The organism is Bradyrhizobium tropiciagri (genome assembly GCF_018130545.1).
Taxonomy (GTDB): Bacteria; Pseudomonadota; Alphaproteobacteria; order Rhizobiales; family Xanthobacteraceae; genus Bradyrhizobium; species Bradyrhizobium tropiciagri_A.
This window is the reverse complement of record NZ_JAFCKF010000005.1, coordinates 329541-342045: the sequence shown is the minus strand read 5'-3', so window position 1 is coordinate 342045 and position 12505 is coordinate 329541. Positions and strand designations below refer to the sequence as shown.

The 12505-nt window shown below is 65.8% G+C and carries 9 protein-coding genes; 3 read left to right on the top strand and 6 right to left on the bottom strand.

Features of this window, described 5'->3' with window-relative positions; genetic code table 11:
* The first annotated feature begins 103 nt into the window (after positions 1-103).
* Complete coding sequence (locus JQ616_RS23205; protein ID WP_212018387.1) at positions 104-889, top strand: 2-keto-4-pentenoate hydratase; 786 nt, start codon at positions 104-106, stop codon at positions 887-889.
* Positions 890-993: 104 nt separating this feature from the next.
* Here the strand turns inward: JQ616_RS23205 and JQ616_RS23200 are convergent, their stop codons facing one another.
* The gene (locus JQ616_RS23200) at positions 994-2166 is read right to left on the bottom strand and encodes a fumarylacetoacetate hydrolase family protein (protein WP_212018385.1); all 1173 of its coding nucleotides are present in this window, start codon (positions 2164-2166) and stop codon (positions 994-996) included.
* A 147-nt stretch (positions 2167-2313) separates the two neighbouring features.
* Between JQ616_RS23200 and ppk2 the strand changes: the two genes are divergently transcribed.
* Both ppk2 and JQ616_RS23190 read left to right on the top strand, forming a co-directional pair.
* On the top strand, positions 2314-3261 hold the full coding sequence (gene ppk2 / locus JQ616_RS23195; protein ID WP_212018383.1) for a polyphosphate kinase 2: 948 nt from the start codon (positions 2314-2316) through the stop codon (positions 3259-3261).
* 372 nt (positions 3262-3633) lie between these two features.
* Positions 3634-4512 (top strand): transporter substrate-binding domain-containing protein, encoded by an 879-nt coding sequence (locus tag JQ616_RS23190; protein WP_212018381.1) that lies wholly within the window; start codon positions 3634-3636, stop codon positions 4510-4512.
* A 57-nt stretch (positions 4513-4569) separates the two neighbouring features.
* Here the strand turns inward: JQ616_RS23190 and JQ616_RS23185 are convergent, their stop codons facing one another.
* The 5 genes from JQ616_RS23185 to JQ616_RS23165 all read right to left on the bottom strand — a co-directional run bounded on the left by JQ616_RS23185 (position 4570) and on the right by JQ616_RS23165 (position 12499).
* Entirely contained in the window at positions 4570-5238 is a 669-nt protein-coding gene (locus tag JQ616_RS23185; RefSeq protein ID WP_212018379.1) for an amino acid ABC transporter permease, read from the bottom strand.
* A gap of 64 nt (positions 5239-5302) precedes the next feature.
* Positions 5303-6562 carry an FAD-dependent oxidoreductase gene (locus JQ616_RS23180; RefSeq protein ID WP_212018377.1) on the bottom strand — a complete coding sequence of 420 codons (1260 nt, stop codon included), beginning with the start codon at positions 6560-6562 and terminating at the stop codon, positions 5303-5305.
* A 4-nt stretch (positions 6563-6566) separates the two neighbouring features.
* Positions 6567-7325, bottom strand: a complete 759-nt coding sequence (locus tag JQ616_RS23175) for an SDR family NAD(P)-dependent oxidoreductase (RefSeq protein ID WP_212018375.1) — start codon at positions 7323-7325, stop codon at positions 6567-6569.
* A gap of 173 nt (positions 7326-7498) precedes the next feature.
* Positions 7499-8581 carry a zinc-binding dehydrogenase gene (locus JQ616_RS23170; protein ID WP_212018373.1) on the bottom strand — a complete coding sequence of 361 codons (1083 nt, stop codon included), beginning with the start codon at positions 8579-8581 and terminating at the stop codon, positions 7499-7501.
* Positions 8582-8698: 117 nt separating this feature from the next.
* Entirely contained in the window at positions 8699-12499 is a 3801-nt protein-coding gene (locus JQ616_RS23165) for an autotransporter domain-containing protein (protein ID WP_349630040.1), read from the bottom strand.
* Positions 12500-12505: the final 6 nt, after the last annotated feature.

The following is a 12505-nucleotide window of genomic DNA, read 5'->3' as shown; positions in this document are numbered from 1 at the left end:
CAATCCATGCTGCAGATAAATCGTTTGCTGTGCGCCAAACACAATCCTATCCGCTGCGCATCGCCGGCAACGCCATGCCTGCCAACGCGTCTCGAGGCCCTCGATGGATATCGCCCGCCAGCACGAACTTGCGCGCCTGCTCGCTGCCCTTCGCCGTGACGGACGCCAGCAGAGCGGGCTCGATCCGGATCTCGTGCCGCCGGACAAGGCGACCGCCTACCGCGTCGCGCAGATGGTCGCCGACGCGCTCGACCGGCCGGTTGGAGGCTGGAAGATCGCCGCGATGAAAGCCGGCCTGCAAGCGCAGCTCCGCACGGACTCGCCGATCTACGGCCGCGTGTTCGCAGCTGACATCCGCGAGGCGCCGCTCAGTGTCGCGCACGCCGCGCAATGCAGTCCGATCCCGGAGGTCGAGTATCAGGCGCGGCTCGGCGCCGATCTGCCGCCCCGCGACAGGCCGTACACGATCGACGAGGTGACCGACGCGGTGGCCTCGCTGCATCCCGGCATCGAGCTCGCCGAATGCCGCTTCATTCACGATGCGGCATTCCCTGCCCTGCCCGCGATCCTCGCCGACGGCGCCGGCGCCGGCAGCATCGCCTATGGCCCTGCGATCGCGGACTGGCGGACGCGCGACATCGCCGGACAGGAGGTGACGCTGTCCTGCAACGGCGCGCTGCGGCGCAAGGGCTCCGCGGCCGACGCGCTCGATCATCCGATGGTGCCGCTCACGTGGCTCGCCAACGAATTGTCGCGCACCGGGATCGGGCTGCAAGCCGGCCAGATGATCTCGACCGGCACGCTGACCGGCATGCTGCGGCCAAAGCCGGGCGACACTTATGTCGCCGATTTCGGCCCGTTCGGCCGCGTGACGGCGAGCTATGTGTGAGCCACCAACTTCGTAGGGTGGATTAGCCGAAGGCGTAATCCACCATCTTTTCCGCGGCACGAAGTCGGTGGGTTACGCTTCGCTAACCCACCCTACGGTTCTCCTCACAGCACCTTGCGCTGCGCGAGGTTCTTCATCAGCGCGCCAACGCCGAAGGTCCAGGGCTCGCACTCGTCGCTGCTGCGCATGCGGTTGACAAGCTTGCCGAGCTGCGGGGCTGCGATGGTGACGATATCGTCGCGCTTGTGGGTGAAGCCTTCGCCCTTGGCATCGCGGTCCTTGACCGGCGCGAACATCGTGCCGAGGAACAGCGCGAAGCCGTCGGGATATTGATGCACCGGGCCGATGGTCTGCGCGACCAGATCGGTCGGGTCGCGGCTGATCTTGGAGATCGAGGAATGGCCCTCGAGCACGAAGCCGTCGGCGCCCTTCACGGTGAGGCCGACATCCATCTTCCTGACGTCGTCGAGCGAGAACGTCGCGTCGAACAGCCGGAGCAGCGGGCCGATCGCACAGGAGGCGTTGTTGTCCTTGGCCTTCGACAGCAGCAGCGCCGAGCGGCCCTCGAAGTCGCGCAGATTGACGTCGTTGCCGAGCGCGGCGCCAACGATCTTGCCGGCGCCGGAGACGACAAGCACGACCTCCGGCTCCGGATTGTTCCAGGTCGATTTCGGATGCAGCCCGGCATCCATGCCTGACCCGACCGACGACAGCGTCGGCGCCTTGGTGAAGACTTCGGCGTCGGGGCCGATGCCGACCTCCAGATACTGGCTCCAGGCATTCTGCTCGATCAGCACCTGCTTCAGCCGCATTGCCTGCTCGGAGCCGGGCTTGAGCTTGGAGAGATCGTCGCCGACCAGCCGCACCACTTCCTTGCGGATTGCCTCCGCCGAGGACGGGTTGCCGCGCGCCCGCTCCTCGATCACGCGCTCCAGCATCGAGATTGCGAAGGTGACGCCGGCGGCCTTCAGCACCTGCAAATCCACCGGCGCCAGCAGATGCGGCTTCGCCTTGTCACGACCGTCGGGCGGCGTATTAGCCAGGATCGCCGCGAAATCGCCGATCCGCTCGCCTTTCGTCGCACGCAGCGCACCTGCCGGATCGCTCTCCTCGCACAGCGCGCTCACCGTGGGGAAGCGCGCGGTGACGTCGAACACGCCGTCCGCCCGCACCGCGACCACGACCGGCCCGCCGGCCTGCGGCAGCCAGACCCGTCCGACCAGCGTGCCGGCGGTGCCGTCCTCCGGCAGGACGTCTTTTGGCGTGAGCGAAATCATCGGCGTCTCCTTTTTTGATCTTGTGATCGCTTGTTAGCACAGTCCCGCTGGCGGCGTGAAACAGCGGTCATGCCATTGTCATAGAGGGGTAACATCGCCCGTCAATGCTCCCGGCGATCCATCTAACACACTGAAAGACGGACCTTCATGACCGCCTCCGACCTCACCGACGAAGCCGCCCGGGACGAAGCCTTGCGCGACGAAGCTTTGCGCGCCCGCATCCACCAGGAGATGGCCGACAGCCTCGACGAGGAACTCGAACTCGAGCTCGACGACATGAGGCTCGACGAGCTCGACCACGACGGGGCCGCCGGACAGCCGTCGATCGACCGCAAGTTCTACTTCCGCGAATTGCTGCGGCTACAGGGCGAGCTGGTCAAGCTGCAGGACTGGGTGCAGCACGAGAAGAAGAAGGTCGTCGTGCTGTTCGAGGGCCGCGATTCCGCCGGCAAGGGCGGCGTCATCAAGCGCATCACGCAGCGGCTCAACCCGCGGGTCTGCCGGATCGCGGCGCTGCCTGCGCCGAACGAGCGCGAGCGCACGCAATGGTACTTCCAGCGCTACGTCTCGCATCTGCCGGCCGGCGGCGAGATCGTGCTGTTCGACCGCAGCTGGTACAACCGCGCCGGCGTCGAGAAGGTGATGGGGTTCTGCAGCGACGAGCAGTATGAGGAATTCTTCAACTCGGTGCCGGACTTCGAGCGCATGCTGATCCGCTCCGGCACCATCCTCTTGAAATACTGGTTCTCGATCACCGACGAGGAACAGGCGTTCCGCTTCTCGATGCGGATCCACGATCCGCTGAAGCAGTGGAAACTGAGCCCGATGGACGTCGAGGCGCGGACCCGCTGGGAACTCTACACCAAGGCCAAGGAGACCATGCTGGAGCGCACGCATCTGCCGGACTCGCCGTGGTGGATCGTCGATGCCGTCGACAAGAAGCGCGCCCGCCTCAACTGCATCTCGCACCTGCTGAGCCAGATCCCCTATCAGCAGGTCACGCACCAACCGGTGGTGCTGCCGCCGCGGGTGCGCAACCCCGACTATCACCGCGGCCCAATCCCGCCGGAGATGTACGTGCCGGGACAGTATTGAGCTGGGCAGTCTCAATTTCCCCTCTCCCCGTTCTTACGGGGAGAGGGTCAGGGTGAGGGGCTGCCTCCGCGCCAACGGCTAATGTTGCGCTCACCGGGTGAGGCACACCTGCAAATTTTCTGAATAATAGAATAATACCCCTGATTTGCCCGACATGTCAAGTGGCCGTGTCGAATGCCGGCACGCCGCCGGCTACTGTGCATGGGGTTGTTTTCGATGTTTTGGCAATGTGCCCCGGCCATAGCGCAAGCGGGACGAGGTGAAGAGATAGGCATCTCCGCTTCGCCACGCCTACCAATGGTGCAGGCGCGCGCCCTTGCTGGCGCCGGAACCCGACGCTAGGCTTCGGCGATCTGGTGCAGGGAGGCCCGCTTGACTCAATCCGACGACATCAAAATTTCCGAAGATCGCCGCGACGCGCTGCGCTATGCGCTCGGGATCGGCAGCGGCGCGGCGCTCGCGGCCGCGATGGCAACGCCGGCCTCGGCGCAGACCCCGGCCGACAACACGCTGGATCGCATCCGCGCCAACAAGGTGCTCCGCATCGCGGTGCTGCCGGGCGAGCTGCCCTATTTCAACAAGGACCTCGCCACCGGCACCTGGTCCGGCTTCTCGATCGAGATGGCCAACGACCTCGCCAAGCTGCTCGACGTCAAGCTGGAATATGTCGAGTCGACCTACGGCAATTCGATCCTCGATCTGCAGGCCAACAAGATCGATCTCGGCTTCGCGCTCAACCCGACGCCGCAGCGCGCGCTGGTGGTGGATTTCACCAATCTGGTGTTCCCGCATCCGTTCGGCGCGATGCTGAAGAAGGGACTGGAGGCCAAGACCTGGGCCGACATCAACAAGCCCGAGGTCAAGATCGCGGTCGACGTCGGCTCGGCCAACGAGGCGGTGGCGCGGCGCTTTGCGCCGAATGCCAGCATCAAGTCGTTGAAATCGCGCGACGAGGTGATGCTGGAAATGTCGTCGGGCCGCGTCGATTGCGTGGTCAACGCGCTGGTGCTCGGGCTGACCGCGATCGCCAAGAACCCGAACCTCGGCACCTACAAGATCCTGACTTCACCCTCGGTGACGATCGCGAGCGGCACCGCGGTGCGGCGCGAACAGGACAAGCGCTGGCGCGATTTCCTGTCGGTGTGGATCGACTACAACCGCGGCATCGGCCAGATGCGCGAATGGTTCGTCAAGGGCCTCGGGCTTGCCGGCGTCAAGCCGGAGGACGTGCCGGTGGAGTTGAATATCTAGCGAGCAAATCTCTCCCTCCCCCCCCCCCCGCAAGAGCGGGGCGAGGGAGATCAGAGATCACACCTTGTCGTAGGTCAGCCCGCGCTCCAGCCGGCGGGCCACCAGCGTCGACGGGAACAGGATCGCGAAATAGATCAGCGCCACGATGGTGTAGACCTCGAGCGGCCGATAGGTGTCGGCGTTGATCAGGGTCGCGTTGTAGACGAGGTCGGGCACCGCGATGATCGAGACCAGTGAGGTGTTCTTGAGCTGCGTCACCGACTGGTTGACATAGGGCGCCATCATCGGCTTCAGCGCCTGCGGCAGGATCACGAGCCGCATCAGATGCCAGCCTCGGAGCCCGAGCGCCTTCGCCGCATCCCACTGCCCGAGCGGCACGCTCTCGATCGAGCCGCGCACGATCTCGGCATAGAACGCGCCGCCATAGAGCGACAGCACGCTGACGGCCGCGACATGCGCCGGGATATTGACGCCGATCACAACCGGAAAGGCGTAGTAGAACCAGATGATCTGCACCAGGAGCGGCGTGCAGCGGAAGGTTTCGATATAGGCGATCAGGAGCCAGTCGATCACCGGAATGCGCTTGAGCCGCAGCATGCCGACGATCAGGCCGATCAGCGTCCCCAGGATGATGGTGCCGATCGTGTAGGCCATGGTCCAGCCGAGCCCGAGCCAGAACAGATGGCTGTACTTGGCGAGGATCCCGAAATCCCAGACGTAGTTCATCCTGCCCCTCGGTTGCCGCGCCCGTTCTCTTGACGCCCCAGCATCGCAGGCAGCCTTGCGCGTGTCACGCGATATACCGGCCGGGCGAAAACGCCTTCACCTCGAATGGCGGCACGGCGCCCGCGATCATCGCCGCAACCGCGGCACCTGTTCCCGGACCGGTGGTGAAGCCGATATGCTGGTTGCCGAAAGCAAGCCAGAGCCCGCGATGCCGTGGCGCCTGCCCGATCATCGGCAGGCTGTCGGGCAGCGTCGGCCGCGCGCCGCGCCAGCGCTCGCCGACCGCATCGCCGAATTCGGCGACGCTCCGCGCCATCGGCACCACGGCCTCGAGCTGTGCATAGTTCGACGGTGCGTCGCGTGCGGTGAGCTCGACGCCGCTGGTGACGCGAATGCCCTGCTCCATCGGCGTCATCAGGAAGCTGCCCTCCGCATCATGGATCGGGCGTAGCAATTTGCGTGCCGGGTTCGGTACGAAATGCAGGTGATAGCCGCGCTCGAAGGCCAGCGGAACGCGGTAGCCGAGCGGCCGCAGCAGCTCGGCCGACCACGGCCCGAGCGCGACCACGACATGGCGCGCTGATATCTCGCCGTCGGCAAGCTGCACGCGCCAGCCGTCGCCTTGCGATTCGATCCGCCGGATCTCGGATTGCCGCACCGTGCCGCCATTGACTGCGAGCATCTGCGCATAGGCCTTGACCACTGCGCCGGGTGAATCGACCGATGCCGTCTGGCTGTGCAGCAGGCCGACGCTATAGACGGGAATGATGTTGGGCTCGAGCGCGGAGATCGCCTGGCGATCGAGCACCTCGCTTTTGATGCCGAACTCGGCAAGCGCCGCCTGCTCGGCCTTGGCGGCTGCGAGCCCGTCGCCACGCCAGGCCTTGAGCCAGCCGGTCTCGCGGATGCGATGGCCGGCGCCGGCCTGCACGATCCAGTCGCGATGCAATGTCAGCGAGGTCCCGATCAAGCCGTGCAGCGCTGCGGCGCGCGGCCTGGTTTGCGACGGCGTTGCCGTGGCGAGGAAGCGGACCACCCAGTTCGCATTAGCGATGGCCCATGGCAGGTTCCAGCGCAGCGCCGGGTGCCTGTTGGTGAGATATTTCGGCAGGTTTTTTAAGAGCGACGGCGTGTTCAGCGGCAGGATCGAGCCGGACGAGATGATGCCGGCATTGCCGTAGGAGGTCTCGCTGCCGGGCTCGCGGCGGTCGACGATGATGACGGACAGCCCACGCTGCCGCGCGGCGAGCCCCGCGGAGACGCCGACCATGCCGGCGCCGAGCACGACGACATCAACCCGCTGTGTGGACGCGCCCTCATTCATGACGTCACATCAAGGTCAGGCCGCCATCGACCGGCAGCGTGGCGCCGGTGACGTGGCCCGCTTCCGGCGACAGCAGGAAGGCGACGACGGCGGCGACCTCGTCGGGCTCGGCCAGCCGCTGCATCGGGTTGGCCTTTGCGACGCGATCCCAGGTCGCGGTATCAAGCGCACCGAACAGGCCGGGATCCTTGCGGGTGTAACCGGGCATCACGGCATTGGCGGTGGCGCCCGAGGCGGCGAGCTCGATCGCGAGCGACTTGACCAGCACTTCAAGCGCCGCCTTCGCGGCAGCCGATCCCGGATAGGTCGCGCCGGGCACGAAACGATGCGGTCCGAAACTGGAGACCGCGACGACGCGGCCTTGCGCACTGCGCATGAGGTCAGGCAGCGCGGCCGCTGCGATTTCATGAAATGCCGCCGCCATCACCGCGAAGGCGCGCTCCAGCGCCGCGCGCGGCAGGCTGGCGAAGTCGCGCCGGTCGGCAAAGCCCGCGGCATGCACGATCGCATCGATCGGCCCGAACGCGGCGCGCGCGGCCTCGACCAGCGCGGTCCCCGCGCCGGCGGTGGCAAGATCGCCGGTCGCGACCGCGACCTTCGCGCCCTTGCTGCGGCATTCCTCCGCAACCGAATTCAGCCGCGCGAGGCCTGTGGCCTCGGCACCCTGCCCGTGCAGCATCAGGGATTGATCGGGGCCGGCGAGCCGGCGCGCAACTGCCGCGCCGATGCCGGAGCCGCCTCCCGTGATGATTGAAACGCGCATGAGGTGGGTGCTTTCAAGGACAGCGAACTATAGGTTCGGTGTCACGAAATGCAAACCGCGCGCCTGAACGCTGGTCCGTAGGGTGGGTTAGCGAAGCGTAACCCACCGACTTTGCTCATCACGAAGAGAATGGTGGGTTACGCCTTCGGCTAACCTACCCTACGAAATCAAACTCACCGCCACGGCTCGACCAGGATCTTGGTGTGCGCTTCGGGATTGGCGAGATCGGCAAAGGCCTGCGCGACACCGTCGATGCCGACGCGGCCGGTGACCAGCGAAGCCGCGTCGACCTGGCCTTCCGCGATCAGGCGCAGCGAATAGGCGAACTCCTCCGGCGTGTAGCCGAGCACATACTGGACGTTGAGCTCCTTGATGATGCCGAGCATCGGTTCGGACTTGTCGGTCTCCATGCAGACCCCGACCACGACGACACGGGCGCTGCGTGGCGCGCCCTCGAACACCTGCTGCAAGACGCCGGGCACCCCGACGCATTCGAAGATCAGCGCGGGCTTCAGCGGCGGCAGCAGCGCCTGCAGCGGCGGCCGCGCCGCCTTCTCGGCTTCGGTCATCTGGGCGTGCTCGGCCCAGCTCGCATAGGGCTGCGTCCTGGCGGGATCGACCACGACATCCGCGCCCATCTTCTCGGCAAGAGCGCGTCGTGCCGGCGAGTAATCGGCGGCAACGATCGGGCCGAGCCCCCTGATCTTCAGTGCAGCGATCACCGCGAGCCCGACCGGCCCGCAACCGATCACCAACGGCACCTCGCCGCCCTGGATGTTGGCCATCGCCACCGCATGCACCCCGACCGCAAGCGGCTCGGTGAGCGCGGCGTGCTCGGCGGCAAGGCCGTTCGGCACTTCGAGCAGCAGTGGCTCGCTGAGCAGCATCTGCTCGGCATAGGCGCCAGCGTAATCGTTGGAATAGCCGATGCCCTTGGGGCCCTCCGGCGTCAGCAGCGCCGGCAACGAGCACACGCGCGAGCCGGGCTTCAGCTTGCGTGTGGTGCCCGGGCCGTAATCGAGGATCTCGCAGCAGAACTCATGGCCGAACACGACGTCGCGCGACAAATCCATCGGCGTGCGGCCGGGTAGGAACTTGCTCAACTCCACCATGCGGTGGGCGTGCTTGCGCGCGTGCAGGTCGGAGCCGCAGATGCCGCAGGCGAGCGATTTGACCAGCACCTGCCCGGCGCCCGGCTTCGGCTCCGGCATCTGGTCGACGACAATCTCGCCATTCCTGAAGATCGCTGCGCGCATGTTCCCTCCGCGTGGGTTTTGTCCCACTCATTTTGATGCGTATTTCGTCTCGCGAAATACACCGCCGCGGATCAAGTCCGGGCCGGCTTTCGCATCAAGACGCTATAGCACGGAGGGTCACCACGCATAGCGTATAACGCCCTTGCCGGCGTAGGACCGGGTGACGTCAGAGAATTCGCCTTCGAAGGTCGCAGCCGCCGACCAGCCGCTGCGCCACTTCATCTCGAGCGAGGCCGTGGTCAGTGCGGAGTCGCTGGCCTGTGCAGCGCCGTTGACCACGAAGGCGGCGCCGGGCAGCGCCTGGAACACGGCGCCGATGCTGCGGTCGGGGTTGAAGTCGTGCGCCCATGCAAGACGGCCGCGCAGCGTCAGGATGCCGCCATCGACCGCGAACGACTTGTCGCTGCGCAGGCCAAGCTCACTCCTGACGTCGGTGACGCTCTTCGCGGCGTAGTTCAACGCGAACGCGCCGCCACCGGCGACCACGCTCTCCGCATAGGCCGGCAGCTCGAAACTGGTGAACTGGGCCGCCGCGTAGGGCGTCAGCCCGATCCACGGCGTGGCAGTGCGATAGCCGCCCTCGAGCCGGCCCGACCACGCATTGGCATTGAAGTTGGCGCGCAGATGGTCGGCGCCCGCGGCGGTGACGATGCGATCGGTGGTGACGTCCTGCCAGCCATAGGCCAGCGCCGCGCTCAGATAGGCCGCGCCGACGGTGTGGCGGACGAACGCACCGGCCTGGAACAGATCCGAGCGGCCCCAACCGAGGCCGTTGACGCTGAAGCTGGTGCCGCCGCCGGCGAGCGCAAAGCCGGCGATGGTGTTCGGCGAGAAACGGTAATCTGCGCCGACCGCAGTGCCATAGATGCTGCTGCTGGTGTTGTTCGAGCCCAACACCGCATTGCCGCTGGTGGTCTGCGAGCCGCCATAGCCTGCCGCCCACACGCTCCAGCGCTGATCGAAGTTCAGCTGCTGCGGCGGCGCCTTGCTGTAGATCGCGGCCAGCGCATCGCGCGGCTCGGTCTTGCGCGCCGCATAGGACAGCGTTGCGCTCTCCTCCGCAAACGGCGTCGCTCCTGCGCCACCACCGACGCCGCCGTCGCGCCCGGCGACGAACGGATCGGTCAACAGACCGAGGAACTGGTTCATCGCATTGAACGTCGCCTGCTGCGAGCCGGTCGCGCCCTCACCCGAGGCCTGCGTCAGGCCATTCGGCGAGAGCCCGGCAAACACTGCGTTGATGCCGCCATTGGCGTTGAAGAAGTTCTGCAGCGTGGTGGCGACATTGCTCTGGTTGATATTGAGCTTCGACTTCGCGGCATAGTCGAGCGTGAGGTTCAGATAGGCGTTGTTCGCATCATAGCCGAGCGTCGCAACCAGCCCCGCCGGCAACCCGGTTGAATCGACGCCCACGAACGTGCCGCTGCGGCCGCCGGCCGCCGACAGGATGGTGTACTGCTTGGCGATCGTGCTGCCGGCCGCGACGCTGACACCGACCGACCCGGCCAGCGTTGCGGTGCCGGTCACCTTGGCCGATGTCGCGGCGCTCGCATTGAGGCCGACGAGATACAGCGCACCGGACTGGAAAGCGAGATTGCCGGCCACGTTCAGGAAGCTGCCAGGCGTCGCATTGCCGGGCAGCAGGATGCCGCCGCTGGCAATCGTCGTGTCGCCGACGGTGCCGATACCGGAGAGCGCGCCACCTGAATTCACCGTGACCGAACTGGACGAGACGATCGAGCCGTCAACCTGCAGGATGCCGCCATTGACGACAGTGGTGCCGGTGTAGGTGTTGACGCCCGAGAGAGAGAGCGTGCCACTGCCGGTCTTTTCCAGATTTCCCGCGCCGGTCGGGCCGCAACCGCAGGGATCGAAATCGGCGATCACGCCGCTGACATTGGTCGAGAGATTGTTGCCGCCGACGGCGAGCGTATTGCCACCACCGATATAGTAGATGCCTGAACCGGCGATCGAGCCGGCCGTGATGCGGCCGTCACCGTTCGGCCCCAGGCTGCGGCCGAAATCCACGAAGCCGGTGCCGTTGGTGATGAACTGCGCAGTGCCGCCGGTCGAATGGTTGAGGAACATGACGCCGGCTCCGCTCTCGGTGGTGATCGTGGCGTTGCCGGCCGTTGCGTAGGCGTCAAAGATCAGTGTGCCGCCGGAGCGATTGGTGATCGTCGCATTGCCCGCGGTCGGCGCCTCCGTCGGGCTCAGGCCGGAGCTGCCGAAATAGGTCAGGCCGCTGTTGTCGATCGTTGCGTTCGCCGCGGTGCTGTTCTGGTAGAAATTGGTGAAGCCGGTGGCGGTCGTCGTGATGGTCGCGGACGCGGCCGACGAGAACTCGAAGAACAGCGTCCCGCCACCATTGTCGCCGTTGGTGATATTGGCCTGGCCCGCATTGGTGTGGCCCAGGAACACGGTGCCGGCATTATCATGATTGTGGATCACGGCCTTGCCGGCCGTGCTGGTGTCCGAGCCACCGGGCGGGCCAAGCGCATCACCGAACACCAAGGTGCCGTTGTTGCTGTTGCTGAACGTGGCGCTGCCGGCCGAACTGCCGTCGCGGAAGATCGTCAGAGCGCCATTGGTCGTGCTGACGTTCGCGCTGCCCGCGGTGCTCGAGTCGCGAAACTCGGTGATGCCGAAGTTCCGGTTGATAATCGTCGCCGTCGACGCCGACGTCGAATTGTGGAACGTCGTGGTGGCAATCCCGCTGAAACCGTCATTGACGATTTTGGTAATTCCAGACGTGTTGGCGTTCACGATATCAAACTTGCCGTCGACGGTGACCTCGCCGACAATCGAGGCGGTGTGGGTGGCATCGCCGAGCTGCAAGGTCGCGCAATCGCAGATCGTGGTGCCGCCGGTATAGGTGTTGGTGCCTGTGAGCACCACGCGGCCGAGGCCGCCCGAATTGTCGAGCACCGTCAGCTTGCCGGGGCCGTTGCCGTCAGCGATGTTGCCGGCGATCGTCAGCGTCGTGCCATTGGCGTCGATCGAGCTGCCGATCGCCGAACTGTTGATCTTGAAATTGTTGCCGAAGGTCAGATTGCTCAGACCATCGGCCTGGAACGAGGCATTGTCGAGCGTCACCGCGCCCGATCCGACCGACTTGGTGTTGGTGACGACGACGGTCGTATCCACCACCAGCGTGCCGCCGCTGTAGGTGTTGGCACCGGAGAGCTGAACGTTCGAGCCGAACGATGCAGACGAATCGATCAGGCGTAGCACCCCGGCGCCGGCGCCGTCGGCAATCACACCTTGCAGATTGACCTGGGCGCCGTTCGCATCGACCGTGCCGCCGGCGGCGTTGACCGCGATGTTGTTGGCGAAGGCGACGCTCGCCACCGTCGGCGACTGCATCTGGAAGGTGCCGCCGTTGAGCGTGATGGTGCCGGTGCCGACCGAATTCGCGTTGGTCACCTGCACGGTGCCGGCCGAGATCAACGTGCCGCCGGTGTAGCCGTTGGTGCCAGCAAGCACCAACGTGCTGTTGCCGAGCTGCTGCACCATCACGCCAGGCGTGAAGGCGTCGTTGATGTTGGCGTTGATGGTGATGGTCTGGCCGCTGTTGGCCTGGTTGATCAGGCCACCGCTCGGCCCCGTCAGAGCGAAGTTAACCGGTTGACCGCCGATGGTGTAGGACTGCGAATTGGCCGTGAATGTCCAGGAGTCCGGAAACATCGGTCCGGCACCGACGGTAACCGTCGCCGATCCCGTTGAACCGAAAATAGCCGACTGCGTGGGAAGGATCGGCGGCGCGCCGGGCGACGTCGTCGACCAGTTGGTCGAGAGCTGGTAGTCGACCGTGCTGGTCGAACTGCCTGTGCCGCCCCAAGTGAAGCTTTGCGCCTGTGCTGAATCGACCGGCAACGCGATCGCAGCGGTTAGGGCGCAGAGCGAGAGCGCGATCACGCCTCC